28 protein-coding genes are annotated in these 27,000 nt (G+C 40.8%); 20 read left to right on the top strand and 8 right to left on the bottom strand.

Going from position 1 to position 27,000, the window contains the following annotated elements:
• Nucleotides 1–29 precede the first annotated feature (29 nt).
• From GUA46_RS04760 to GUA46_RS04745, 4 genes are all read left to right on the top strand, one after another.
• Entirely contained in the window at nucleotides 30–473 is a 444-nt protein-coding gene (locus GUA46_RS04760) for a hypothetical protein (protein WP_176619503.1), read from the top strand.
• A gap of 167 nt (nucleotides 474–640) precedes the next feature.
• The gene (locus tag GUA46_RS04755) at nucleotides 641–1,462 is read left to right on the top strand and encodes an SH3 domain-containing protein (RefSeq protein ID WP_313790856.1); all 822 of its coding nucleotides are present in this window, start codon (nucleotides 641–643) and stop codon (nucleotides 1,460–1,462) included.
• Nucleotides 1,463–1,578: 116 nt separating this feature from the next.
• Nucleotides 1,579–2,178, top strand: a complete 600-nt coding sequence (locus tag GUA46_RS04750) for a transcriptional regulator (protein ID WP_176619501.1) — start codon at nucleotides 1,579–1,581, stop codon at nucleotides 2,176–2,178.
• Nucleotides 2,178–2,900, top strand: coding sequence for a DUF3307 domain-containing protein (locus GUA46_RS04745; RefSeq protein ID WP_313790857.1), 723 nt, complete (start codon nucleotides 2,178–2,180; stop codon nucleotides 2,898–2,900). The genes GUA46_RS04750 and GUA46_RS04745 overlap by 1 nt, the downstream gene beginning before the upstream one ends.
• A gap of 73 nt (nucleotides 2,901–2,973) precedes the next feature.
• On the opposite strand, the gene GUA46_RS04740 is transcribed toward GUA46_RS04745, so the two are convergent.
• Together GUA46_RS04740 and GUA46_RS04735 are read right to left on the bottom strand one after the other, a co-directional pair.
• On the bottom strand, nucleotides 2,974–3,540 hold the full coding sequence (locus tag GUA46_RS04740) for an FMN-binding protein (protein WP_176619500.1): 567 nt from the start codon (nucleotides 3,538–3,540) through the stop codon (nucleotides 2,974–2,976).
• Nucleotides 3,512–4,435, bottom strand: a complete 924-nt coding sequence (locus GUA46_RS04735) for a DUF6607 family protein (protein ID WP_176619499.1) — start codon at nucleotides 4,433–4,435, stop codon at nucleotides 3,512–3,514. Before GUA46_RS04735 ends, GUA46_RS04740 begins: the two co-directional genes overlap by 29 nt.
• 105 nt (nucleotides 4,436–4,540) lie before the next feature.
• On the opposite strand from GUA46_RS04735, the gene GUA46_RS04730 reads away from it, so the two are divergent.
• The 12 genes from GUA46_RS04730 (at nucleotide 4,541) to GUA46_RS04675 (ending at nucleotide 18,063) form a co-directional block, all read left to right on the top strand.
• The gene (locus tag GUA46_RS04730) at nucleotides 4,541–6,706 is read left to right on the top strand and encodes a TonB-dependent receptor plug domain-containing protein (RefSeq protein ID WP_176619498.1); all 2,166 of its coding nucleotides are present in this window, start codon (nucleotides 4,541–4,543) and stop codon (nucleotides 6,704–6,706) included.
• 5 nt (nucleotides 6,707–6,711) lie between these two features.
• Complete coding sequence (locus tag GUA46_RS04725) at nucleotides 6,712–8,220, top strand: HmuY family protein (protein ID WP_176619497.1); 1,509 nt, start codon at nucleotides 6,712–6,714, stop codon at nucleotides 8,218–8,220.
• Between the two features lie 204 nt (nucleotides 8,221–8,424).
• On the top strand, nucleotides 8,425–8,838 hold the full coding sequence (locus tag GUA46_RS04720; protein ID WP_229418430.1) for an arsenate reductase family protein: 414 nt from the start codon (nucleotides 8,425–8,427) through the stop codon (nucleotides 8,836–8,838).
• Between the two features lie 48 nt (nucleotides 8,839–8,886).
• Nucleotides 8,887–10,428, top strand: a complete 1,542-nt coding sequence (locus GUA46_RS04715; protein WP_176619496.1) for an AsmA family protein — start codon at nucleotides 8,887–8,889, stop codon at nucleotides 10,426–10,428.
• Between the two features lies 1 nt (nucleotide 10,429).
• Complete coding sequence (locus GUA46_RS04710; RefSeq protein ID WP_176619495.1) at nucleotides 10,430–11,527, top strand: DUF748 domain-containing protein; 1,098 nt, start codon at nucleotides 10,430–10,432, stop codon at nucleotides 11,525–11,527.
• A gap of 446 nt (nucleotides 11,528–11,973) precedes the next feature.
• A complete protein-coding gene (locus GUA46_RS04705) occupies nucleotides 11,974–12,594 on the top strand; it encodes a bacteriocin fulvocin C-related protein (RefSeq protein ID WP_176619494.1) in 621 nt (206 codons plus the stop codon).
• Between the two features lie 45 nt (nucleotides 12,595–12,639).
• A complete protein-coding gene (locus GUA46_RS04700) occupies nucleotides 12,640–13,497 on the top strand; it encodes a TlpA family protein disulfide reductase (protein WP_176619493.1) in 858 nt (285 codons plus the stop codon).
• A gap of 3 nt (nucleotides 13,498–13,500) precedes the next feature.
• Complete coding sequence (locus GUA46_RS04695; protein WP_176619492.1) at nucleotides 13,501–13,818, top strand: hypothetical protein; 318 nt, start codon at nucleotides 13,501–13,503, stop codon at nucleotides 13,816–13,818.
• 159 nt (nucleotides 13,819–13,977) lie between these two features.
• Entirely contained in the window at nucleotides 13,978–14,622 is a 645-nt protein-coding gene (locus GUA46_RS04690) for a DUF2306 domain-containing protein (protein WP_176619491.1), read from the top strand.
• 332 nt (nucleotides 14,623–14,954) lie between these two features.
• Complete coding sequence (locus GUA46_RS04685) at nucleotides 14,955–16,169, top strand: putative phage abortive infection protein (RefSeq protein WP_176619490.1); 1,215 nt, start codon at nucleotides 14,955–14,957, stop codon at nucleotides 16,167–16,169.
• 56 nt (nucleotides 16,170–16,225) lie between these two features.
• Nucleotides 16,226–17,338 carry a three-Cys-motif partner protein TcmP gene (tcmP, locus tag GUA46_RS04680; protein WP_176619489.1) on the top strand — a complete coding sequence of 371 codons (1,113 nt, stop codon included), beginning with the start codon at nucleotides 16,226–16,228 and terminating at the stop codon, nucleotides 17,336–17,338.
• On the top strand, nucleotides 17,338–18,063 hold the full coding sequence (locus GUA46_RS04675; RefSeq protein WP_176619488.1) for a DUF5131 family protein: 726 nt from the start codon (nucleotides 17,338–17,340) through the stop codon (nucleotides 18,061–18,063). Before tcmP ends, GUA46_RS04675 begins: the two co-directional genes overlap by 1 nt.
• Before the next feature lie 60 nt (nucleotides 18,064–18,123).
• Here the strand turns inward: GUA46_RS04675 and GUA46_RS04670 are convergent, their stop codons facing one another.
• Nucleotides 18,124–18,417 (bottom strand): hypothetical protein, encoded by a 294-nt coding sequence (locus GUA46_RS04670; protein ID WP_176619487.1) that lies wholly within the window; start codon nucleotides 18,415–18,417, stop codon nucleotides 18,124–18,126.
• Nucleotides 18,418–18,555: 138 nt separating this feature from the next.
• On the opposite strand from GUA46_RS04670, the gene GUA46_RS04665 reads away from it, so the two are divergent.
• Nucleotides 18,556–18,762 carry a helix-turn-helix transcriptional regulator gene (locus tag GUA46_RS04665; RefSeq protein WP_176619486.1) on the top strand — a complete coding sequence of 69 codons (207 nt, stop codon included), beginning with the start codon at nucleotides 18,556–18,558 and terminating at the stop codon, nucleotides 18,760–18,762.
• Here GUA46_RS04665 and hemL read toward each other — a convergent pair whose 3' ends face one another.
• The 4 genes from hemL to GUA46_RS04645 all read right to left on the bottom strand — a co-directional run bounded on the left by hemL (nucleotide 18,763) and on the right by GUA46_RS04645 (nucleotide 22,473).
• Nucleotides 18,763–20,040, bottom strand: coding sequence for a glutamate-1-semialdehyde 2,1-aminomutase (gene hemL / locus GUA46_RS04660; protein WP_176619485.1), 1,278 nt, complete (start codon nucleotides 20,038–20,040; stop codon nucleotides 18,763–18,765).
• Nucleotides 20,041–20,383: 343 nt separating this feature from the next.
• A complete protein-coding gene (locus GUA46_RS04655) occupies nucleotides 20,384–21,232 on the bottom strand; it encodes a glucosaminidase domain-containing protein (RefSeq protein WP_176619484.1) in 849 nt (282 codons plus the stop codon).
• Entirely contained in the window at nucleotides 21,229–22,134 is a 906-nt protein-coding gene (locus GUA46_RS04650) for a 1-aminocyclopropane-1-carboxylate deaminase/D-cysteine desulfhydrase (protein WP_417942506.1), read from the bottom strand. The genes GUA46_RS04655 and GUA46_RS04650 overlap by 4 nt, the downstream gene beginning before the upstream one ends.
• 9 nt (nucleotides 22,135–22,143) lie before the next feature.
• Complete coding sequence (locus GUA46_RS04645; protein ID WP_176619483.1) at nucleotides 22,144–22,473, bottom strand: hypothetical protein; 330 nt, start codon at nucleotides 22,471–22,473, stop codon at nucleotides 22,144–22,146.
• A gap of 173 nt (nucleotides 22,474–22,646) precedes the next feature.
• On the opposite strand from GUA46_RS04645, the gene GUA46_RS04640 reads away from it, so the two are divergent.
• From GUA46_RS04640 to GUA46_RS04630, 3 genes are all read left to right on the top strand, one after another.
• Nucleotides 22,647–22,808 carry a DUF5522 domain-containing protein gene (locus GUA46_RS04640; RefSeq protein WP_176619482.1) on the top strand — a complete coding sequence of 54 codons (162 nt, stop codon included), beginning with the start codon at nucleotides 22,647–22,649 and terminating at the stop codon, nucleotides 22,806–22,808.
• 62 nt (nucleotides 22,809–22,870) lie between these two features.
• Nucleotides 22,871–23,440: a DUF4136 domain-containing protein gene (locus GUA46_RS04635; protein WP_176619481.1), complete on the top strand. Its 570-nt coding sequence runs from the start codon at nucleotides 22,871–22,873 to the stop codon at nucleotides 23,438–23,440.
• Between the two features lie 102 nt (nucleotides 23,441–23,542).
• Nucleotides 23,543–25,294 (top strand): aromatic amino acid hydroxylase, encoded by a 1,752-nt coding sequence (locus GUA46_RS04630; protein ID WP_176619480.1) that lies wholly within the window; start codon nucleotides 23,543–23,545, stop codon nucleotides 25,292–25,294.
• Here GUA46_RS04630 and GUA46_RS04625 read toward each other — a convergent pair.
• On the bottom strand, nucleotides 25,291–26,979 hold the full coding sequence (locus tag GUA46_RS04625) for a M61 metallopeptidase family protein (RefSeq protein WP_176619479.1): 1,689 nt from the start codon (nucleotides 26,977–26,979) through the stop codon (nucleotides 25,291–25,293). The genes GUA46_RS04630 and GUA46_RS04625 overlap by 4 nt on opposite strands.
• Nucleotides 26,980–27,000: the final 21 nt, after the last annotated feature.

Raw genomic sequence — 27,000 nt, 5'->3', positions numbered from 1 at the left:
AAGAAACAAATCATTAAAAATTGAACGATATGAAGCAATTAGCAATTTTATTGGTTATGCTGACAACAGTGAGCATGGCCGCCCAAAGACATGATGGCCCCAAAATGCGCGAAGGTCCAAAAATGGACATGACCGCGGAACAAATGGCCACATTGCAAACAAAACATATGACCTTGGCATTGGATCTAACCGAAAACCAAAAAGACCAAGTCTACAAAATCAATTTGGAAAAGGCCCAGTTTAGAAAGGAAAAATGGGCAGAGATGAAAGCGGCGAAAGAGAGTGGCGAATGGGAAAAACCCACTCCCGAAGAAAGATTTGAAATGGAAAACGCACGTTTGGACCGTCAAATCGCAATGCATGAAAAAATGAGAACGATACTGGACACAGAACAGTATGAGACTTGGAAAAAGTTCTCCAATCGCAAAAAAATGCATGGCAAGAAAAAAATGCAGGAAAGAAGGAGAAGATGATAGTGTTTTTTGTTGATTTAAGAAGCCGCGCCAGCCATGGTCGCGGTTTCTTTTTTTATTATATTTATCAGAATCAATTTGCCTAGGTACGTTGCGAAAATTTATTCTCTAACCAATCGCAATGTTTTAACCTCCCTAGAATTGTTTTTAATTTAATAACAATCTATATGTTGAGGGCGAGTTTTTATCTTTCGGTTCTATTTTTTTCCTGTATTATCAACTTAAATTTTGCGCAAGATCGCTCATTTTGTCCTTGGGAAGATGGATGCTATTTTCAAAAAGGAGATATCCTATATATGTTCGGAGACAATGTAAAGTTTCGGTCTCAACCTAAAATCGATTCTGAGGTGTTGGATTTACTAAAAATGGGAGATGCAGTAGAAATTATTGAAACTACTGATTCCACAGAACGCTATAATGGTCTGGAATCTCCTTTTTATAAAGTAAATTACAAAGGCGTGAACGGTTACATCCTTGGAGGACTTTTTTCTCTTAGTCGACAAACAATTCATGGCACCAATTATTTTTTCAACTTTTCCAAGGAAAATGAAGCACTATTCTTAAACATAAGAAGTATTTATCTTGGCTCGATACGTGAAGAAAAAATCCCACTTTCCAATTCTGATATCAGTATTGAAGCCTATGGCAGTAGAGGTCTGCATAACTTGGACGGTATACTGTACGTAAATTATCATCCCAACTATGATGGTGATCAAAGTGGTGGGATTTATTTATTCGTTTTTGAAGGAACTTTGAGCAAATATGAACTCTCTCAATTCCAAGATGAAGACGCCTCTTATTATATGGAAAAATTTATTTTTCCTGATGAAGAGGGCGGCTTCCCCGAAAAAATTATTTTTAAGAAAGAACAGGCGTATACCTATATTACAGGAACCCAATGGCTGCGGGAATATGTGGAAACTTGGCTGCTATCCTGGGATTTGGGATCATTGACTCCAAATTTCAGGGAAAAGTTCCCATACCATTGAGTATTATCTTTCTTAAAACAACAACTCATATTATCTACTATTTTACAGATATATTTTTTTATCTGCTATTTTACAGATATATTTGGATATCTACTAATAAGCAGATATTTGTCATCATGATAGCGATACTCACAGGGGACATTAAAAACTCCTCGGAACACAAGGCCAACAAATGGATGCCCTTATTAAAGGAAGCCTTGGCTAAATACGGTAAAGAACCTAAGGATTGGGAAATTTACCGCGGAGACAGTTTTCAACTGCAGACCTCACCAGAAAATGCCTTGGAATCTGCTATCTATATTAAGGCGAGCATCAAACAAATTCGCCAGTTGGATGTAAGGATATCCATAGGCTTGGGCGAAAAAAATTATGATTCACCAAAAATCACGGAATCCAACGGCACCGCCTTTATAAACTCCGGAGAGCGTTTCGAGAACCTCAAAAAACAGAATCTGGGCATTAAAACTCCTAACGAGAAGTTTGATGAGCACATTAATCTACTACTGGAATTGGCCCTTCTTACCATGGACGATTGGACGCCCGCAATCTCCAGAACTGTGCAATGCGCAATGGACAATCCAGAAATGAATCAAAAAGAACTGGCATCGCTACTCAACAAATCACAAGGGAACATTAGTGAAGAATTGAACAAGGCAGGATTTGATGAAGTCAAAAAAATGATCCATTTTTACAAAGCACAACTCGCCCAATTATGATGCTTTTGGCCCTAAAACTTATACTTGCCCACTTTATTGGAGACTTTGTTCTTCAACCAGCACATTGGGTCGAGGATAAATTGGAGAAAAAGGGACGGTCCAAATATCTATATTTTCATGTGGGGGTACATCTACTGGCGCTGTTGATTATACTACAGTTTCAGCATATTGTCCCAATCATTATAATTGTAGCGACACATTTCCTCATCGACTTGGGCAAATTATCACTTACCAATCCCAAAAACTATCGCTGGCTATTCATCTTAGATCAAGTATTGCATCTTCTGGTCCTTGCCGGTGTACTGTATTGGATATCGCCGTTTCCTTTGGATTTTAGCACCTTGTTTACCGAAAAAACCTTGCTGCTGATTACTTTTCTGGTATTTGTGACCTATGTGTCCGGTATTGTAATGCGCATGTTGTTGGCCCCTTATATTGATGAGGTCGCCAAAGACGATGCAGATACAGAAGGGGGTTCGCTTAAAAATGCAGGAACCTATATCGGTATGCTGGAAAGGATATTTGTGTTCGGCTTTATCTTGATGCAACAATGGGCCGCCATCGGCCTGTTGATAGCTGCAAAATCCGTGTTCCGTTTTGGTGACCTCAACAAGGGCAAAAACCGTAAGCTCACCGAATATGTCCTTATCGGGACACTATTGAGCTTTGGTCTCGCCATACTTTCGGGAATGTGCTACATGTACCTCGCAGAACAGCTATAACCCCCCAAAAAACGAAAAAGCCATCCTATTAAAGAATGGCCTTTTCTGCTACTAATTAAATCGAAACACTTGCTTAAAAAACGTTCGCATTTTTTAAAACCTGTAAACTTTCCAATACATTGCTTACGGCAAGCGTCATGGATTTTGCGGACACGGTAGCCCCGGATATTCCATCAATATCTTCTCCGTAAACCAATTTTTCACCGGATTTTCTTCCAATGAACTGTTTTAGCCAACGTTGGCTTCCCACTTGACGCCCATGGTCTTCACGGTAAATTAATATTTTGGATTTTTTTATGTTCAAGTCAGGATTGAGTAAAACCACGTAGTCAAAGGTTTTCTTTAAACTGGGAGCGACTCCCACATAAATGTACCCCAGCTCTTTCTCCGAAGAAGTGACCTTAAAAAGGTTTTCTCCTCCCAATTCAGATGGAGTTTGCTTGTTCAAATCAGACGGAATCTCAATCAGGTTCATCGTGAATTCCTCTACCTCGTACGTTCCTTGTACGGCACTATCAATCTTTTCTTGAAGCTTTGGCGATATCTTGTCCGTCTTAAACCCAAAAAATAATAACGCGATTAGAATCACTGCTGCTGTATGTCCCTTAAACCTACTGGCCAGCATTTCCTTTTGAAGCATTGTCCGTTACAAATTTGTTGATCAATTCTAAAATTTCATCTTTATTCGCATTAGCTGCTTCCAGCTCATAAAACTGCATAAACATAGGTTGTCCATCCACTTGCTTTAGCAAAGTAAGGTCTCCTTCCCTCTCATAAATGTCTTCCCAAGCATCGCGAGCCACGGCCCAGAAGTCTTTGTGCTTGGCCCACCAATCGGTTGCGGCCTTACATCTTTCATCTGCCACTTTCACATACGTATTGTACCCTTTTTCTTGGGCGAGCAACACATCGTCCTGACCATTTTTACGGATTATTTTATCATTATCTTGCTCGTGTATCCATCCATAAGGTGTGATTTCTTGACGATTTCCCCTGCTCATGACATTGTAATCGCTCCTTTTGGAGTACTCCCTGCGCGGTAATGGCGAATCACTTTGGTTTTCCCAATAATGCTTTCCATCAAAATGCACCCATGTTGATGAACCGGCATACCTTGGGCTATCGTCTACCTGGTATACTTTTTGGGTCCACTGACCCTTCACTTGGTCGGCAGGCAGTTCAGAGAATACCCAGTTGTTGTCTTTATCGTAATGGAAAATTTGCTGGTTCTCGTATAACCAATCCTGTCTCCAGTGTTTGATTACCACGGTATCGTTGAGCACCAATAAATGTTGTAACGATATCTTATTGTCCTCGTCCACTATGGGCAACGCAAGCTCTAATGCTTTTGATGTGTAGTCAAGGTGTTTCTCATAATCAATTTCCGGGGCAAAGGTCTCGGTGTATTTAAAACTTACCTCGTAACAGCCGCACATATCTAAAATTGCGTCGCGGTCCAGTTGCTTCTTTTCTTGTGATGTGGCCAAAGTTGTTGAAAAGGCTAAAAACAACAAAGGCATGATTGATTTCTTCATATTGGTGTGTGTTAGATTGTTTTAAAAAAATGTTCTGGTCAAAAATACTAAACTTATTTAGATTGAATAAAAATAAAATATATATTTGTCATCAAATTAAATAGAATGAGTCTAAATAAAAATACCAACCTCTTATTTTTAACCTTCTTTTTTTCTGTAATAGGACTCGCTCAGGAATCTAAAAAACAAGAAAAAGACTCATTGCCCATGCAGCAATTGGACGAAGTTGTATTGACCGGAGAAAGCAAAGTGATGTCCCTGAGCAAGAAATTGTTCTCGGTCGGTACCATTGACCAACAGGACATTGCCAAGGTTGCTGGAAACAATTTAGCGGACATACTTAATTACAACCTCAACATCACCGTTACACCGAATCCGTCCACAGGGCGTTCCACCATAAGTATGTTCGGGCTCGATGGACAATATGTAAAGGTGCTTATTGACGGTATCCCCATGGCCAGTGACAACGGAATGGGCAACAATATAGATATCACCCAGATAAACCTTGAAGATGTGGAGCGTATTGAAATTGTGGAAGGTTCCATGGGTGTTCTCTATGGAGACAATGCCGTTGCCGGTGTTATCAATATTGTAACGAAGCGAGGATTGGAAAACAATCACAAATGGCAATTGCAACTATCGGTGCAGGAAGAAACCGTAGGTAGCGAGTATGCCCTATTTGATGAAGGTCGACACATCCAAAACGTAAAACTTAGCCATAAATTGAGTGATAAGACCAGTGTTGCCATCGGGGGTTCCCGGAACGACAATGCTGGTTTTTTTAACGGCTACCAAGGAAAAAACTATGTCAATATTCAGGATAATGCCGTGGTGAACGACAGCCTTCGTGGTATGGAATGGAACCCGAAAGAACAATTGACCGCCTACGGAAACTTGAATACATCCATTGGAAAACACAACATCTTTTATAAAATTCAATATTACGATGAATCCGTTCCGGTATACAACCATTTTGTGAACGGTAGGTTGGATAGCAATACAGGCATGCCGAACCCGACCGCCTTGGACCAAAATTTCGATACAGAAAGGGTGATGAACAACCTCAACATCACGGGGCCTTTAAAAGGTCCTACGGTATATAATCTCTCCTTGTCCCATCAAACCCAAAAACGGTATTACAAACAATTTGTGTACAACATTTTGCAACACGGCATAGAATCTGTCAACTCGGACGATTTAAGCCAATCCAGTGAAATTTGGTACTCCAAAGGCTTCGTGAGCAACATGGTTCCCGATAGGGATTTCTTCAACCTGCAATTGGGATACGAGTTCAACCACCAAACGGGTTTTGATGCCATCGCCACTGGTGAATACTCCAGCGATGTGGTGGAAAACACATTGGAAAACTATGACTTTTTTGGAGTAATGGATTTTAATATCAACGACCGGTTTTCCTTGTTTCCTGGAGCTAGGTTTACCAACAACTCCCAATTCGGAAACAAATTAATATGGTCCCTCTCCTCTACCTACGACTTCAGTAATACATTCAAGGTAAAAGCCGTATTCGGGTCTGCCTTTAGGGCACCCAATTTTGAGGAGCTCTTCTTCTATTTCGTGGATTCCAACCATAATGTACAAGGGAACCCCAATCTTGACCCCGAAGATGGCCTTTCCGTATTCTTAAATGTGGAGGAAAAATTCCGATTGTCCGATAGCAGCATGCTCAAAACCGTTCTAAAAACCTTCTATTTTGATATTGACGGTAAGATTGCCTCCATTATAAGCACCGACGACCAAGACCGTAACCTGTTCACTTTTGACAATGTGGACCGTTCCCAAATCTTGGGTTTTTCATTGGAGAACTCTCTTATGATGAACCGTTGGCAAGCTTCCTTGGGCATGACCTACATGGGAGAGTCCACTACAATAGATGCCTCCGAAGGAATAAGCAGTGACTTTTTATGGAGTTTCAATCTGCAATCCGCTTTAAGTTATAGCATTCCTTCCATCAACACCGCATTGTCCGCACAATTAAAATACACTGGCAGGTCCCAAGTTGTACTCAGTGGTACGGATGGCTCTGTTGTAGGCCAAACGGACGATTTTACTTGGATGGATGCTTCGGCACGTACCAACATAACCAAAGATTTAAGCCTAACGCTAGGCGCACGGAACATCTTCGATATTGTTCGGGTGAATGCCTCGGATACACCCACCGGGGCCCACGGGAGCGGTGGAGCTCCAAGTCGTTTGTTCGGCAATAGAAGATCATATTACCTAAAACTATTATACAATCTAAATTTTAATTAAAACCAATGAAAAAAACTATCCTTTTAAAAGCAATCGCACTCCTTCTTATCATCAGTTCTTGTAGCGATGATGAAGGCGAAGACCTCATAGACTTTACAGTAAACTTTAGCAGTGAAACCGTTGGCACCACAGAAGAGGACACTTCAAAAGAGATTACCTTAAGTTTTTCGAGGCCTGCATCCGAGGCGGGGACCATCAACCTGACCTACACTGGAACCAATGCCGAGTACGGAACGGATTTTACCACAACGCCAGATGGTGCATCGGGAACCATTGCGATTTCCGTGGCTGCAGGTGACAGAAATACTTCGTTTACTTTCAACAAATTGTCCAATGCCATCGAGGGATCCTCAAAATCCGTAACGTTCTCCATAGAGAGCTTCGACCAATCCGACTGGTCACAAGGCTCTACAGCGTCCACCTTGGTAAGTTACACAGCCGTTGCCGCTAGCAGTGGGGTCATCGATTCGGAAAACGGAGGCTCCAACATGCCCAACCAAGTCTATTTTGATTTTAGTTCCGCGACCCAGACCGCGGTTCAACGTGACACTTGGGAAATCGCATTCTTCAATGGAACGGAAAACCGCGTATTCTTGAATCCTGCCTTGGCCGTATCTGCTGTTGAAATCACAGGGGAAACCGACCTTTTGTCCATTACCGAGGCCAGCGACCTGCCCGCCCCAATGGAATTGAACGGATTAAATGCCATGTTCCAGCCAGAAGCCGTTACCGTGAGTACCGTATCCGAACTTTTGGAAGGTCTGCCCGTGAGCTATTACCAGTATGGAAATTTGGATGAAGGTATTTCCTTTACCGATAATGCCGAAGGAACTTTGGAAGGAACCGCCTTTTCGGAAGTGTCCACCACAGCGGAAGAAAATTACGTGTACATCGTTAGCTTGGGATTTGAAATACCAGGACCCGCTGAAGACGTGGGAAGCATTGAGACCACTGGTGACCCCAGAGGTTACATGAAGGTCAGGGTATTGAGCGATGGCAATAGTTACACCGTTCAATATGCAGATTTGGCCGAAACCGAGTCGTACAATGAAGTAACCGTTGCCAAAAATGATGCGTACAACCTTACCGCTTTTAGTTTGACCAACGGCGAAACCGTAAGCGTGGAGCCCACCAAAGAACAGTGGGACATCAACTTGAGCGGAGTATTCTCTTACTACGGAAGCTCCCAAGGTTTAGTGGCTGGACTAACCTATTCCGATTATGTACTGCACAATACTTTAGGAGGAACAGGGCTTTATCAAGTAACCATTGAAGAGGGAGTACCTACCTACGCCAACTTTGCAATGGCCGACGTAGATGAATCTTCCTTTGTTTACGATAACAGAGCCGTTGTTGGAAGTGGTTGGAGAGATGCCTTTAACGGTACGATCAATGAAAATGTGTACTACATACTTAAAGATGTGGACGGAAACTACTACAAATTCGACTTTACCGCCTTCACCAGCACCGAAGGGGAAAGGGGACATTACCAGTTTACTTACGAACGTTTATAACAATTCATTTATTCAGATGCTCATAACTCGACCCACCATACCTTTTGTTATCCCATCATCCTGAGTGGTTCGGTTTGAGTTAGTTTGTGTGAGGAGCGGGGCTTTTGGCCCCGCTTTTTTTATCCTCTTTTACGACACTAAAAAAATCGATAGCGTTAAGGCAAAACATCAAAAAGCGGTTACTTTATTCTAAAATACATCATAATGAAGGACGACATGGGAGTAATAGCAACAGATAACAGAAAAATACAATTGTTCTATAATGGCGATACCAATAAAGGACAACAAACATTTGCGTACCTTAAATCCAGCAATAAAGAGGTGCTGAACATAGACCTTTGCAAAACAAAGGTTACGGCTACCCAATGGGCAGAAATAGCCGAATTATTGAACAAGCCCATTAAGGGACTGATCAATACCGATCACGCCGATTTTATTAAAGAATATGGGGAAAACCCTGATTTACAACGCGAGGACGATTGGTTGAAGGTCTTGGAAAATAACCCCAAAGTGGTAACACAGCCCATTATTGTAAATGGCGACAAAGCAATTCAAATTGATACACCTTCCGAGGTAGTTCCCTTTTTGGAAGAAGAAGAGGAAGAACAGGAAGGCTAGAGTTCCACTCCCCCTCCCACATGTTATAAACACACCATTAACACATATATGCCGCAAAACAAAAAATCACGCATTTTAAAAATTGGGGTCGGAATCGTTTTAGTATTGATTTTGGCCTCAGTTGCGGCACAATTGTTTTTCTCCAGCAAAGTAAAGACTATCCTGAATGAAAAGATCCCAAAAAAACTCAACTTCACCTATGGTGATATCAGCACTAATGTGTTTTCGGGGAAAATCAGTCTGACCCAAATTAGTGGCAACGACCCGGACAACTCCATGGATTTTAAGGCAGAATCCATTACCATATCAGGGCTGGAATATTGGCCTCTGCTTCAAAATGGGGACGTAACCATAGGTGAGCTCGATTTGGTATCACCAAATATTGTGTATCGTCAAAAAGAGCGGGATACCTCTTCAAAAAAGAAAACAGTAGGTCCTAAGAAAAAATATAAAGTAGAAAACTTTCGTATTAAAAACGGACGCTTTCAAATGCTGAACAAGGATGCGGACAGTACTGCTACCGTTCAAGGCATTGACTTCACCCTATCCGATATCCATTTTGACGAAAACACGGCCAAAGAAAAAATTCCCTTTGCCTACGGGGATTACGAATTGAACACCGAAAAAAGCTATTTTAACATGAGCCGTTTGGAGTTCATTGAATTTGGGAACATGCAATTGACCCCAGATAGCGGTAGGTTCCAACAATTTGTATTGCGCACCAAATATTCCAAGACCGAACTCTCGCGAAGACTTGCCGTGGAGCACGATCATTATGATCTTACCATTGATACAATTGCACTGAAAAACTGGGGTTTTGATATTGAAAAACAGCTCCCCTATTTCCATTTGGAAGAAATGCAGCTAAAGCATCCTGTTTTTTATGTCTATCGGGATAAGCTATTGCCGGACGATACCACGCACAAAAAAATGTACAACCAAGCGCTTAGAAACCTACCATTGGACCTTCAAGTGGATTCGGTCCAAATTTTAAATGGAAAAATAGGTTACGAAGAACGTGTTAAGGAAGATATAGAGCCCAACAATCTAATATTCACCAATATTGATGCTACCATTGGCAACCTGCACAGTCGTGGTCTGGGCAATGTGGATATTGATATCAATGCCAAACTTATGGACAATGGTCCCTTTACCTTGGATTGGTCTTTTGACCCCAAAAGCAAGGCCAATAAGTTTGTGGTAAAGGGTTCCCTGTCCAATTTCCAGTCCCAGAGCATTAATCCATTTTTAAAATCCAATTTAGGGGCAGAGGTCAAAGGCAACGTGCAACAACTCTATTTTACCATTAGCGGAAATGAACTCGAGTCCCAAGGCGATATGAAGATGAAATATGAGGATTTTGAATTCATTGTCCTAAAAAAAGACCGCCTGGGCGTAAACAAATTACTGACCGCAGTAGTAAACCTGTTTGCCAACAAGGGCGACAAGACCGATGAAGACGGTTTCCGATATGGAAATTTCAAAGTAAGTCGAAATCAAGATAAATCCTTCTTCAATTATTTATGGATCAACCTAAAGGAAGGCTTGGTGTCCACCATGACCGGCCGCGGTAAAAAACGTGACAAATAGGATGGCCAAAAAGAAAATATACAAACGGAAGCGGTACCTGGTCCCTTTGATTATTCTCATTTTGCTGATAGGTCTCCGGATTGCGCTGCCCTACATTGTAAAAAACTATGTGAACAAGGTTTTGGCCGATATTCCCGGCCACTATGGCCATGTGGAGGACATTGACCTCTCTTTGATTACGGGTGCCTATACCATTCATCAACTGTATTTGAACAAAGTGAACGCCGATACGGAAATTCCCTTTCTCAATTTTGAACGGACGAATATTTCCATTGAGTGGGCTTCGTTGTTCAAGGGAGAGATTGTGAGCGAGATCAACATGACGCGCCCCGAGATGATTTATGTGTTCGAGGACCAACAAAAGGCAACGCCCGAAGATGCCGATGTGGAGGATTGGTCCAAGGCACTTACCGATTTGGTACCCATCGACATCAACAATCTGGAAATACACAACGGCAAGGTCGCCTTTGTACAGTTGACAGCCGACCCCAACATTGACCTACATCTGGAAAACTTGGAGCTCTATGCAACTAACCTTCGCAATGTGGTCCGGAAAGAAGCGCGATTGCCCAGTAACCTATCTGCCGATGCGGTAAGTATTGGTGGTGGCGACCTGCATTTGGAAGGTCAAATGGATTTGGTAAAGCAGATTCCCGATATGGACCTTTCCTTGACGTTGGAGAATGCCAACGCCACATCCCTCAACGATTTTACGAACCACTACGCAGGACTCGATTTTGACAAGGGCAATTTTAACCTTTATAGCGAAATGGCCATAGCCGATGGCTACCTGAAAGGCTATATAAAACCCATTATCAAAGATGCCAAGCTCATTGGCAAGGAAGATGCGTTTTTAGAAACACTGTGGGAAGGCTTTGTGGGCCTTTTTAAGTTTATCCTAAAAAACCACAAGGAAAATACCCTCGCTACCAAAGTGCCCATTGAAGGCGATTTAAAGAACGTGAGGACGAAAACGTGGCCCACCGTGACGAACATTTTTAAAAATGCCTGGATCAAAGCGTTCAAAGGCATCATAGACGATGATATCGAGTTTAAAAACGTACAGGAAACCGCGAAAGAACAAAGTGAGAAGGACTGAGTAGGAGTTAGGAAAGCTATATCGTTTATAGATAATCTACATGCTCCCACCACCTTTTCCACAAAACCGTTAACCCTTAACCTTTTTACCCTTTACCGCTTCACCTTCACCCAAAACCGACCCTTGCCTTCGTACTTCCAACTTTACACTTCGTATTTATGGAAAACCCCTAGTTTTTTTAAGGTTTTACTGCAATGTCAATTTGCTGGCAAATAGTATTTTGCGACCTCAACCTCCCATTAATTTATTTCAACACGTATTGTAACTATGACCCAATGTCATAGGATAACCCCCTATACCTGTTAGTCTAAACACTAAGAGGTTACAAGCGGACTGACCATCCAACGTCAAAACATGTGAAAGCCAAAAAAAGACACCAAAAATAATTGGACGAGTATTCGAAAATCGAAAGAGTAGGGTATTACTAATATCTTAAATCCAACAAAATGTTCAAGTATCATAAAACGCTTAACCTCATTGTTATTGCAATTCTATTGTCTACTTCTTGTTCTGACCAACAAAGTGATTTGCTTCAAGAAACCAGTGAGCTTCGTGCAACTTTCCTAACCGGTAAAGAGTATAGACAAGTAAAAACTGACTATTCAAGTCTAAAAGATTCAGCAAAAAATGATTTATGGATAGAGAAACTCAATCAATTAAAAGGTCTACACCTATCACCAAATCATGATAATTTAATAGACAATTTGACACAGCAATTAAAAGATGATTCTTCTGATTTAGAAAAAATATCATTGTTGGCTGTTGAACTTGCCAAAATAACTCCTGAGTATGACTTTCTAATGATGTTTGGCTCCTTGGAAGACTATTCACCAAAAAACAATGGTGGTTTTCATGACAATGTTATTTCGATTGACCTACAAGAAAACTTACTGAAACTAGGCTCTTTGGAAAAGAAAAAGAATATCAATATTACAGGAAGCTCACCAGACTGCAATTGTAGCTGGACATGCGATTGGTACAACAATGGTTATTCAAATACCAATTGTAACGAAACGACCACAGGCTGCGGGTTCTTATGGTTGCAAAGTTGCGAAGAAGTAGTTTAATTTCTAAAATCTGCCCCTGATTTTCAGGGGCAGAAAAGCCTTCTTATGAAAACAATATTCCAAAAACTCAAATACTTTATTGTTCCTGTTGCCTACATGCTAACGGGCCTTATTTCGTATGGGGATCACTTCTATATTTTACCCACTACCTTAATCGTGTGTTTTTTGACATCCTACTTTCTAATAGGAAAGGTAAAACAACAAATGCTTTGGGCTTTTTTGCCCCTATGGCTATTGATTTTAATTCCTTCTCTGATAGACATGGATTTTAAGAGGTCTATCCTTTATTTAATCTTTATTCCGGCTTGTATCCTTTTGGGCAGATGGGCAAGAATATCCCATTTTTTGCCCAAGTTTATATGTACCTTTTTGTTTGTGATATTTTTGGGTAAATACGGTTATCCAAGTATGTTCTTGGCCTTGACCGACGATTCCAAATTTTATGTAGCCAAGCCTTTTCCCACAAACTTGGTTTTTACAAATAAAGACAAGGACACCGTTCCATTTGATAAAAAAATTACTGTATTGGATTTTTGGAACACCTCTTGCAAACCTTGCTTTGAAAAATTTCCATACTTCGAAAGAATAAGTGAAAAATACCAACACCCGGATATTGCCATTTACTCCGTAAACATACCTTTAAAAAATCAAGGTTTTGAAGAGCGCATCCAGGTCGAGGCCAGATTGGGACACTCTTACACCACCATTTATGGGGAAAACATGAAAAAGGTACAGGACACTTTGGGGTTCAACGCTTATCCACATTTGATCATTCTAAAAGACAGCACCATTATCTACAGCGGTAATTTTGTGACTGGCGAGAGTATTTATATTGATAATCTGGACCGACAACTTCAAAAGATTATCAAGGAAAATGGTATTTTAATTCCCGAAAATCGATAGCGCATGAGAACAAAAGGATTATTGAACGCTTATCTGTTTTGCACACTAATTTTAATAGTTTCCTGCGGTCCCTTTAACAAGGTTGACACCACGGGAACGGAAGTGCCGGCGCAGGAGTCGGAAAAACAGCATTTGGTGCTGCGGAGCTTGCTCAACAAGGAAGGCTCCAAAGGGTATCAAGAACTTTGGGTCAATGGCAAACCATATCCCATGGGCCGTTTGGAGACCATTTTGGATACCATAAACCCAAATTACACCATTGAAATAAAAAATGATAGCCTAGCCAATAAGCAACTGTTAATCCTCAAAACCCAATCCTGACCTTTTAACCTAAATTATTGATTACATTTCACTGATTATTAGTATCTTGAAAACAATTCCCCTTCCTTTATTTTCAAAAATAGACCTGTAATACCTTACATAATGCTGTCGGTGCATTGCTAGTTCGTTCACCTTACTATCCAACTAAACGGTTGTTCTATGAAAGCAAAAAGAATATTGACCTTCATTTTCTGGACAATCATTATAGCTATTTCCGTTTATTTCTATTACTATAACGTGTTTGCCTATTTTTATGGTTATAGGAACGAACGCTTTGGCACTACCCTGTTCACAAATCAAATTTGGTTCGTTGCCCACATGGTAGGAGCCACCTTCTCTCTCTTTTTGGGGCCGGTGCAGTTTTGGCCGTCCGTTCGTAAAAAATATATTCGCTATCACCGAATGGCTGGCAAACTATACATTGTTGGCTCGCTCATTGCCGGAATCTCAGCCTTACGACTTTCATTGATCAACGATTGCGCTGGATGCCGTTACCCTTTGTTTTTACTATCGGTTCTGTTTCTACTGACCACCGCGTGCGCTTGGATAGCCATTCGTAGGAAAAATATAGTCGCCCACCAACAATTTATGACCCGAAGCTATACCCTCGCCTTGGCTTTTGTTTTTGTAAGATTGTACCAAATACTGCCATTGGATTTTTTATATGGCCCAATCCATAATGCAGAAGTAGAAAGAACGGTTAATGAATGGATTTTCTCTTTTGTGCCCTTGATTATTGTTGAAATTGTTATGATATGGCTACCTAGCCTCAAAAAAACGAGAAGAGCAAACCATAAGCAGTAAACCAATCACTTCCCCCTTCACCTTTCACCATTTAACCTTTAACCCATTCTACCCTTAACCCGTAACCCGTAACCCGTAACCCGTAACCCGTAACCCAAAAAATTGATAATTGTCAACTGTTTATTGCAAATTGTAGAAAACCCCTAGTTTTTTTAAGGTTTTTCCACAATGGTAATTTGTTGGTAATTAGTAATTTGCCATTCGCAGCCCCTTTCCCCAATAACTTTACAGCACAATATGTTTTTGCATAGGACCTAATTTGGGTTTAAATGTGCAAGTTTTATGCTTATTAAAAAAAATTGTCAACAACCTGAAAACCAATTGATTCGGAAATGAATGAAAATCAAGTAAAAAATCTCACCATAGGGTTATTGGTGTCGGTAGGTATAATATTGGTGTATTTTTTAATTGCCACAGCTATTGATGGATATTGGATTTGGAACTATGATAAGTTAGATTTTGCAGCAACTGGACAAGTTGGAGATTTTATTGGTGGTTTCCTAGGCACAATAATAAGTGGTGCAGCATTTTACTTTTTATATTTAACTCTAAATGAACAAAGAAAGTCAGGAATTAAACAGAGTTTTGAATCAAGATTATATCAACTTATAAATCTACATAGAGATAACATCAGTGAATTGGAGTATACTAAATTTTATAAATCTAAACTCGAAAAATCTGAATCAAGAAAGGTCTTTAGAATAGTAGTGCAAGAGTTTATGGATTGTTTCCATGAAGTGAAGAGATTTGAAAAGATGTATCCTGAGTTAGAAGTTTTCAAACCCGACTACCAAGCTGAAATAAGTAAAATAAAAAAAGTTAATAATTGTAGAGCAACCATAAAAGAACTTGCTTTTGTTGATATAGCTTTCTGTTTTTTCTATTATGGAGTTTCAAAAGAAAGTGACACAATTCTACTTCATAAATTTTATCATAGATACAACAAGGAATTCATGATAAGATTAAAAACATTTTTACAATTAAAACCAAAAGAAGAAAAGAAGAAGGCTTTTAAAGAATGGAAAAATTTTGTTGGTAAAAATGTATCTCAAATGAAAATATGCTTTGAACAAGTTTATAACCATTATAGAAGCACAAATAAGAATAATATTGATAACGAATACCAAAGTTTATTTTCAAATTTAAAGTTAGTAAAATATTACGGAGGACATCAACATAGGTTTGGGCATTATTTTCGTCATTTGTTTCAATCATTTAAATTTTTATCACAACAAAATTTCTTAACTGAAGACGAAAGATATTTTTATGCAAAGTCGATACGTTCTCAACTCTCTACATATGAACAATACTTGATTTTCTTCAACAGTTTAAGCTCTATAGGAATGAGATGGGAATACAATGCGGATATTGAAAACTTAGAAAATGGTAACAAACCAGAAAATTTCAAATTTATCACAAGATATAATTTAATAAAAAATCTACCAGGAAGTCAATATTATGAATTTGGATATAGAAAGTTTTATCCAAAAGTTGATTTTGAGTATAAAGAAGATATTACATACAAAAAAATAATAGCTGGCGGCTAATATTTTTGTTAGAAATGGCTTAAACCTTACCGTTCATCTAAAATTTGAAGAAACCAATGAGCAAGAAATCACAGGTAAATTTATTAAACCATTCAGAAGCCAAAGTCAAGCTATTTGGGGACTACGTTCAGAAGTATTTGAACATAATCTGCAATGATGGATATACAAAAGCAATTCATATAGTCGACTTATTCTGCGGTCCTGGAGTTTATGAAAATGGCGGAGAAGGAAGTCCCGTTATTGCATTAAAAAAAGTAAAGCAAACATTTTATCAATTTATAAACAAGAGAAAAGTTAAATCACCTCAAATTCATTGCCATTTTAATGATATTGACAGCGATAGAATCTATACACTCGATAAGCACATAAAGGAAAACAAATTACACTATCCCAATTTTGGGACTTTGAACTTAATCAATAAAGATTATCTTGAAATTGTAGAGGAACTTCCTAATCAATTTAAAAAGTTCAAAAACACTAAGGCTTTTGTATTTATTGACCCATTTGGCTATAAAGAGATAAAAGCTCAACACATCCTGAATTTACTGGACTGTAATAATAACTCAGAAGTTCTATTATGGTTACCTATTCAATTTATGTATCGATTTTCAAAATCTGGGACTCCAGAAGTATTAGAGAATTTTAACAAACAATTAGGCATCAACAAGGAAAAGCTAAATAATGAATGGAAGTATATTCGTTCCCTGAAAGACGGTTTTCAAAAGTTTATAGGTAAAGACTATTTCGTTGATAACTTTACCTTGAAAAAAGAAGAAAATACCGTTTTCTGCCTATTTTTCTTCAGTTCGCATATTCGAGGTTATGAAAAAATGCTAGAAACTAAATGGGACATCGATAATGAACAAGGTCGCGGTTGGAAATATAATAGCGGACAATCCACACTTTTTTCGGTGTTAGAAACAAATAGACTCGAGGAACTATTACTGGATTATTTAAAACAGTTAAGGACGAACGGAGAAATTTATGAATTCACATTGAGAGCAGGATTTTTACCAAAACACTCTACGGAAATATTAAAAAAACTTCAATCTGATAATAGACTAGATATAATCAAAGAAGATAAATCAAACACTAGAAAAGGTGCCTTTTACATAAACTATAGAGAATTTAAAGAGCATTTTAATAAGCTAACAATAAAATTAAAATAATGGCTCAATCAAGTATAGAATGGACGGAAATGACTTGGAATCCAACAACCGGTTGCACCAAAGTATCTCAAGGCTGTAAATTCTGTTATGCAGAAATAATGTCCAAAAGACTTCAAGCAATGGGTGTCGAAAAGTACAAAGATAATTTCAAAATTAGAACCCATGAAGACGCATTGGAAACACCATATACTTGGAAGAAATCAAAAGTTGTTTTTGTAAACTCAATGAGTGATTTATTTCACGAAAAAGTACCACTTGAATTTATAAAAAAGGTTTTTAGGGTGATGAATGAAAATCCTCAACACGTTTTTCAAGTTTTGACGAAAAGAGCTGAAAGACTAAATGAACTTCATAAAGAGTTAAAATGGACGCATAATATTTGGATGGGTGTCTCAGTTGAGGAACAAAAGGTTGAAAATAGAATTGACTTTTTGAGAAAGACAAACGCAAGGGTTAAATTCCTATCATTAGAACCACTAATAGGTCCACTTCCAAACATGGATCTAGATAATATTGATTGGGTTATTGTTGGTGGAGAAAGCGGACATAATCCAAGACCAATGGATGCGGATTGGGTGCTTGATATTCAAGAGCAATGTAAGAATTCGGATGTTGCATTTTTTTTCAAACAATGGGGAGGTAAAAACAAAAAGAAAAATGGAAGAATATTGAATGGAAGAACATATGATGAAATGCCTGAAATTGAATTACAACATAGCGTTTAAATGAAAAAAGCTAGTTCATAACAATGCTCGCTTAACTACAAAAACACCTTTTGCAGCTTTTCAATCCTCTTTACTATCCATCAACCTTGCATAACATGCTTCAGCAACAGGCAAAAGATGTTCTCCCAAATAAGTAACTGGATATTCAGCAGCTTTATCCAAGTAACTACCATAGATTTCAGCAAAGTTTTCCATTTGTTCGGGTTGCACTTGCATCAACTGAGCTACTAGCGACATCAAATCCAAACTGTACATTCCCCCATCATCCAAACCTAAATTCCGTAAACTTTCGGTGAGTTGGCTGTGTTTTAAATCTTGCTGTATCAGATGTATGATTTGGGACCTGTCAAACATATTGATTAACGTTTTCGAACACTTAAATGTAAAACAAAATTACATTAATGCAAATTACATATTCATTTTAAAATAACATTTATGAAAAGTAGATTTTCATAAGTGCACTGCATACTTGCATTTTGTACATTTGGCTTAATGAATGAGAAGTTCAACAGAATCAAAGAAATCTTGGTCAGGCAAGGTGTTAGCCAGAAAGATTTGGCGTTACAACTTGATAAAAATGAGCACACTGTCTCCAACTGGTGCATCAATAAATCCCAACCTCATTTGAAGGATTTATTTAAAATCGCTGAAATCTTAGAAGTAGATGTTTGTGAATTATTGGTGTCAACAAAGTCCTAATTAAAAAACCTTCGCCACCGCCTCAATCGTCCTATCCAAATCGGCATAGCTGAGGGCATCGTTTAAAAAGTAGCTTTCAAACGCCGAGGGCGGTAAGTACACCCCGTTCTCCAGCATCCCGTGGAAGTATTTTTTAAAGGTATCGTTATTGCCTTTCGCCGAGCTGGCAAAATCCACCACATGCTCCTCCGTAAAGTGCACGGAGATCATACTGCCATAACGGTTAATTTGGTGGGTCACGCCTTTTTCAATCAAGGTTTGGGCAATGCCCTTGTGCAGATATTCCGTTTTTTCGGCCAAGCTGGTAAAAATTTCAGGTTGGTTGTTCAGGGCGGTCAGCATGGCCAGTCCGGCACTCATCGCCAAAGGGTTTCCACTCAAGGTGCCCGCTTGGTACACAGGTCCTTCGGGCGCCAAATGGGACATAATCTCGGCTCGGGCCGCAAACGCCCCAACAGGCAGTCCGCCCCCGATCACTTTTCCGAACATCACAATATCGGCATCAATGCCCAAGGCTTCCTGCGCCCCGCCTTTTCCTAATCGAAAGCCCGTCATCACCTCATCAAACAATAACAAAATGCCTTCTTGGGTACAGATGTCGCGCAATCCCTGGATAAATTCATCCTTGGAGATAATACAGCCCATGTTCCCCGCTACGGGTTCCAAAATTATGGCGGCAATCTCGCCTTTATTGGCTTCCACCAAGGCTTTTACGCCTTCCAAATCGTTGTAATCGGCCAATAGGGTGTCCTTGGCCGTGCCCTTCGTTACCCCAGGGCTGTTGGGACTGCCAAAAGTAACTGCACCGCTCCCCGCTTGTATCAAAAAGGAGTCGGAATGGCCGTGGTAGCAACCTGCAAATTTGATAATCTTGTCCTTGCCCGTGTACCCGCGCGCGAGGCGCACCGCACTCATACAGGCTTCGGTTCCGCTGTTCACAAAACGGATTTTGTCAATGTTCGGCACCATGGACACCGCCAGTTTGGCGAGTTCGGTCTCAATTTCGGTAGGCGTTCCAAAGGAAGTTCCTTTTTTGGCCTTCTCGATTACCGCATTGATCACCGGTTCGTACGCATGGCCCAAAATAAGCGGTCCCCACGAAGCAATGTAGTCGATAAGTTGGTTGCCGTCCTCATCGTACAGGTAAGCTCCTTTGGCCTCCTTGATAAAAATAGGGTCGCCCCCTATGGCTTTAAAAGCTCGTACTGGTGAGTTTACGCCTCCGGGAATGTATTTTTTGGCCTCTGCGAACAGGGCGCTGCTTCGTTGGTAGATCATATTTGTGTTGTGTCATTCCCGTGCGGACACAGGAATCTATTTTAGTATATTTTGTTCAGCGCCCTTCGACTCCGCTCAGGGCACAAATCCTATGTCAGTTCGAGCGCAGTCGAGAACCGCATCATCACATCTCGACTGCGCTCGATGTGACAAAACAAATCCGATTAGACTTGCGCTACGCAAAGGTAATGAGGATAAAACTTTTTGGGAAATGATTTTGTCTTGCACCTTCCGACTCAGCTCAGGGCACAAATCATATGTCAGTTCGAGCGCAGTCGAAAACCCCATCATCACATCTCGACTGCGCTCGATGTGACCACACGGAAAACCATCAACAAAAAAACTATTGCGATACCCGAATGTTCAGCACCTGTCCGATGGAAATAATATTATCGTTCAGATTATTGAGTCTGCGAAGCTCATCCACCGAAATATCATAACGTTTGGATATCGCATAGAGCGTATCGCCCTTTTCCACGGTATGGGTGAACACATCATACTGTTTTGGTTGGCGTACCGGTGACAGACCAGTTTCTACAACGGCCTCATCGTACTCGTGTAGGTCGTAGCGCTCGATAATGGCAATCAATTTTTCTGGATACTTTCGGTCGGTCGCGTAGCCCGCTTGTCGGAGTCCGTGTGCCCATTTTTTATAATCGTCCCTTCGGTAATTGAACAAAAAGGCATATCGTGATCGGGTAGAGAGGAAAATACTATGGTCCCGGAAAGAGTACATAGGGTGGTTGTATTTTCTGAAACACTCCCCTTTGGCATCGTCATCATGAAAATCGAACTCGCCCTGCCAGCCTGTATGACATTTAATACCAAAATGATTGTTGGTTTTTAGGGTCAATTCCCCGCGACCGGAGCCACTTTCCAAAATACCTTGCGCCAAGGTAATGCTGGCAGGGATACCAAAAGCACGCATCTCGTACTGGGCAATCTCAGCAAAGTTGTCAATATAATCCTCGGTATCGGAGATGGGGAAGCGTTCAAAACGACCGGTGTCCTCTGGCATGGGAAAAAGGTCGAGGGTCTCTTCGGTATCAAGATCGTTCGTAGTTTTAGTTGTCGGTTTTTCCGTCCTTACCACAACGGGAGCACCTTTTTTTTGAGTTGACCTTCTTTTTTTGGCACCACAGCTAGAGAGCAAAAGTGCCACAATCAATACATATCCTATTCGCCTGATCATACGTCCAATAACGGTAAATTTTTCTTTTTCAGTATATGGTTCATCCCCTTAATTCCCTGCAAACCACCTGTATGAATGGCCAAAATTTGGGTTTCAGGTGGAAACACACCCTTTTTTACAAGGTCAAAAATACCAAAAAGCATTTTTCCTGTGTATATGGGGTCCAAAGGTATCCCTGTTTTACTTTTAAAAAGGTTGATGAAATCTATCAACGGTCGGTCCACTTTGGCATAACCTCCAAAATGATATTCGGTTACGAGTTTCCAACGGTCGTTGTGAACAAATGTACGAATCTCTTCGATTAAAAAATCACCCTTTAACACAGGGAACCCCAAAACCGTTTGGTGTGATTGTGCGGCATTGATCAATCCGGCCACAGTGCCACCCGTTCCGGCAGCGCTGCAGATGTAATCGAAGGTTGCATCCTCCTCTGTCAAAATTTCGGAACAACCTTTCACTGCCAAATCGTTGGTTCCTCCTTCAGGAAGTAAATAGACATCTCCAAATGTATCAGTTAACCGTTCTAGAAAAGCAGCTTCATTTTTGAGCCGGTAATCGCTTCGGGATACAAAATGGAACTGCATGCCATGCTCATGGGCCAGATTTAGGGTCGGATTATCGTGCCACTTACCTTCCAGTTCCTCACCGCGAATCACGCCTATGGTCTTTAACCCTTGTTCGTGTCCAGCATAGGCCGTAGCCGCAATATGGTTGGAATAAGCACCACCAAAGGTGAGCAAAGTATGTTTGCCCAGTTTTTTGGCTTCACGCAGATTGTATTTGAGCTTTCGGTATTTGTTGCCAGAGATATAGGGGTGAATGGTGTCCTCCCGTTTTAGGTAGAGGTCGATGCCCTTTTCACGGAGAAGGGGCATATCAATATGATCATTGGGTATGTTCAATCCAGATAATTAACGGGTCAGGTGCTGCAAAAATCCAAAAATTCTCCGTTTGGAAAGATACTGCATATCCTTTTCATTGGCATACGCCTCCCGTTCAAAACTGATGTTCTGGTAGGCACGATAGCTGTCCAGATAAAGTACCGTTCGAAAAAGCCATTCAGAAATATACAGGATATAAAACGGTAATATCAACAGTTCGCGCTGTTGTTTTAGGTGGATGCGTTCATGGTTGATGAGCACCTCATCGGCCTTAAGGGAATCTTCCTTTAGGAATATGAACGGCCAAAGGGATAGGCCCACATAATTTTTATAGAAGAAATGTTTAAAGACTAATATCACCTGCTCGTTATCAATAGGTTCACAACAAATATAACTTCAAAAAAGCCCGAAAATTTGACCCGATTGAAAATAAGATTAACATTTTCGGTGAATAACCTTGTATTGAAAAGGTTAAAACTTTCGCCATTTTCTTTTGAAAGCCTTACATTTAGATAGCAAAATCAGTGCCTTTCATGAAAGAACGCATTCCCTTGGAAGAGGGTGATTATTACTTATCGGAACAAGGGTACCGGGTGTTTACCGAAAAATACCTTCTTAAACGCGGGTATTGCTGTGAGAGTGGCTGTCGACATTGCCCCTATGGATTTAATACAAAAACGAACACCCAAAATTAGCAATTCGGCACAATATTTGTGACTTAATTGATTACATCTCAAGAATTTAAAAAAATTGTACTATGAAAAGATTACGACACTTAGCACTCATTGTCTTCTCCTTTGGTTTATTGGCTTCTTGCAGCTCAGTGAGGGTTGTCTCCGATTATGATCAAAAAGCCAACTTTAATACCTACAAAAGCTATGCTTTTTACAAAACAGGGATAGACAAGGCCCAAATCTCGGATTTGGATAAGAAAAGAATTTTGAGGGCCATCGAGGCTGAATTGGATTCCCGCGGATTCGTGAAATCCGACAACCCAGATGTTTTGATCAGCATTTTTACCAAGGAACGCGAACGTGTCGATGTCTACAACAACTACGGCTGGGGCTGGGGCGGTTTCTATAGTCCTTGGGCCTGGGGTCCCGGTTGGGGTTGGGGTTGGGGTGGCAACAATGTGAGCACCCGCACTGAAGGTTCTTTGTACATTGACGTTATCGATGCCGAGAAAAAGGAATTGGTATGGCAAGGTCGTGGTGTAGGCACACTGAACAATACCTCGAATATTGAGAAAAAGGAACAGCGCATCCAAGAATTTGTTGCGCAGATCCTTGAGGAGTATCCACCACAAATGACGGTGGCCTCCAACTAAAAATACAGACCGCCCAATGGGCGGTTTTTTATTGCCCTTAACTTTCCTTAAGAGAATTTCCATTCTCTATTTCGTATCTTTAATTCGCACAAAAATCAATCTATGAGCTACGAATCCAATCCCATACTGGACAAACTTCCAAAGCACCTCAAGCAATTCATCAAACCACAGAATTATGAGGAGTACACTGCCATTAACCAAGCGGTTTGGCGGTATGTGATGCGGAAAAATGTGGATTACCTCAGCCAAGTAGCCCATACATCGTATGTGGATGGATTAAAAAAGACGGGGATTTCTATAGATCATATCCCGAACATGTACGGCATGAACCGTATCCTAAAGGAAATTGGCTGGGCCGCTGTTGCCGTAGATGGTTTTATACCTCCTTCCGCCTTTATGGAGTTCCAGGCATACAATGTTTTGGTCATTGCTTCGGATATTCGCCAGCTTGAAAATATTGAATACACTCCCGCCCCCGATATTATCCACGAAGGGGCTGGACACGCTCCCATTATCGCGAATCCAGAATACGCAGAATATTTGCGTAGGTTTGGGGAAATTGGTTGCAAGGCCATTTCCAGTGCCAAGGATTATGAACTGTACAATGCGGTGCGGCACCTATCCATAATTAAAGAGGCAAATGGCACCCCTCAAGATGAAATTGATGAAGCGGAAAAACATATCGAACATCTGCAACAAAATATGGGCGAACCCAGTGAAATGGCACTTATTCGAAATCTACATTGGTGGACGGTGGAATATGGTTTGATCGGCACTGTGGACAACCCTAAAATTTATGGGGCGGGATTGCTTTCCTCCATCGGGGAAAGTGCGTGGTGCATGACGGACAAGGTGAAGAAGATTCCCTACTCCATTGAAGCGGCGCGTACCGAATTTGACATCACCAAACCCCAGCCCCAATTATTCGTAACCCCCGATTTTGCCTTTTTGAGCCAAGTCCTCGAAGATTTTGCCAATACCATGGCCGTTCGAACAGGTGGGTTATCCGGTATCAAAAAATTGATTGGCTCCCAAGCGCTAGGAACCATCGAACTGAGCACTGGACTTCAAATCTCGGGAGAGTTCAGCAATGTAATTGAAAATGATGGCAAGCCCATTTACATTCAGACCACTGGAGGAACTGCACTGGCGTATCGCGAAAAAGAATTGGTAGGGCATAGCATTGCCCACCACAAGGATGGCTTCGGTTCCCCTATCGGCAAATTGAAAGGCATCAACATCGCCATCGAAGATATGGGGCCTCGTGACCTCAAAGCCTATAAAATTTATGAAGGGGAGCAAATTGCCTTGGAGTTTGAAGGCGGCATTACAGTGGAAGGAACCATCATCACCGGAACTAGGAATTTAATGGGAAAAATCATCCTGATCACATTTGAGAATTGCACGGTTACCCATAACGACCAAGTGCTTTTCCAACCTGAATGGGGATTATACCATATGGCTGTGGGACAACACATTGTTTCGGCCTACAACGGCCCTGCTGACCTTAACAGTTTTGACCTGATTACGCATAAAGTAACTGGAAGCACCATCAAATCGAAAAAAGATGAAACGCGTGCACAACTTGAACTTCTTTACGAACAAATACGCCATTTTAGGGAAGGAAAGAACACTACCATTTCTAGAAACAAAGTATTCCAAGCCTTAAAAAAGTATCATCCGAAAGATTGGCTATTGTCCGTGGAATTGTATGAATTGGCCAAGCAAGACAACAATCTGGAATTTCAACAAGAGATTTTGGACCACTTGGAACATATTAAACGGGACAATCCCAAAGTAGGCCATTTAATTGATGACGGCCTCCAATTGGCCGATGCGAACTTGGTAAGTTAAAACCCCAGTTTTTCAACATTTTCGGGAGTGGACTTCAGCTGGGGCACGGCGGCTTTGGTGACTGGGTAGAAAGTAATATTCAACTTTTCCCCATCACGTTCTAGGTCCAATTCTACTTCATGATCAATTTGACCTTGCCAAACGCTACGAGAAAACACTTTGTCGCCTTCGCGCACACCGGCTTGCCATGCTTGGCTGTCCTCGACTACGTTGGCAATTCCCTTTCTGTCCTCGGTAAATTCAAACCCAAGTTCATAAATGTCGTTTTCCGGGCTGTATTCCAATTTGAGTTCATCAAACAGTGCTACCAAATCCACTTTTTTTCCTTTTTCAATATGTTTTTGGAAAACGGTTTCAAAATCATTGTCCCAAAACGTATCCATCACCCCAATAAAATAATCATGGGTCAGTTTTTGATCTTTGCCAGTGGCATCAGTATAAATCTGATGCATCACATCATCCAAACTTTTTGAGCCACTGCTGATCCTTTGTATTTTTTGATCGAGATAAAAACCGAAAATAGCCCCACGCCAGTACGGCAATTTGGAGTACTCATAGTTGGTCCAAAAATTATCGTAATTCACCTCAACATTTGGTGCCTCTACCACTGATGACGCGTAGAGATCGCGAATGGTCCTGTTCAGTTCCTCTATAAAAAAAGCACCATCCAATCCATTGATTTTGTTCTTCGCGATATTCTTGAACGTATAATATTCGGTAAACCCTTCGCTGAACCAATATTGTTCCTCTTCGTTATCGTTTTTGATGGTGTGCCCAATCCAATTGTGCATCAATTCGTGGTTGAAGAGATATACCATTTGACCTATATCCGTGTGATCATTGTTCGAAACTGAAGTCGCAAACGAGTTGGTAAGCCCGGTTCCTTGAAAACTGCTTCCGTTCTCCTGTGGGAATGGCTGCATGGTTACCGTGAAATATTTCTGTGAGTGATCGTTCCAAAAATTACGTTGGTACGTGAGGGTCTCTTCCAAAACCTTAAAAACTTCTTCGTCCGTAAATGGAATCCATTCGCCCCTTGTGGCCAAACTGATTTTATTCCCCGCAATATCACCATGGAACACCCTAAAATCCCCTCCGACAAAAATGGCACTGCCGAACAATCCAATATTCTGGGCTTTAAGCAACTGCATCTTTTCCTTGCTGCCAAAACTGTTGTGAACGGTGTACTTTTCCGGTAAGAAAGTCCAATCAAGCAGGATATCCATAACATCACTATCCGAAGCATTCTCCGGAATCATGAACATATTATGCGAAAACAAATGGAAATAATCGTTGTTGATGATGGGACGGTAGATTTCCTTGGTAGTTATGTCCCCATCAAAATCTTGTTTTAGATGATACTCAAAAACCAGCTTTTTCACATTTTTGGGATGCATCAGAACAATACGACTGCTATCTGCGTCCTTTTCCACGGCTCCCTCCACATTCAACAATTGCATTTTGCCCAACGAATTGTAGAGGCCTTGCTCACCCCAAGCTTCATCGGGAAAAGATAAGGTTGTGGTCCCGTCCTTATCGGCGGCCAATGTCATTTTTATTTTAAGTTGCGGAATGCTGTCCACCGTTACGGAAGAAATTTCATAACTGATATCCGATTCGGGCCTTTGTTGACAGGAAAATAGAAAAGTGGATAAAAGGGCGGTTAGCAGTACTCTTTTAAACATGGTATTGATTGATTGATGTAT

The organism is Flagellimonas chongwuensis (assembly GCF_013376415.1).
In the GTDB taxonomy this organism is placed as follows: Bacteria; Bacteroidota; Bacteroidia; order Flavobacteriales; family Flavobacteriaceae; genus Flagellimonas; species Flagellimonas chongwuensis.
Note: the sequence above shows the minus strand (reverse complement) of the source record. Positions and strands in the feature narration are given on the sequence as shown.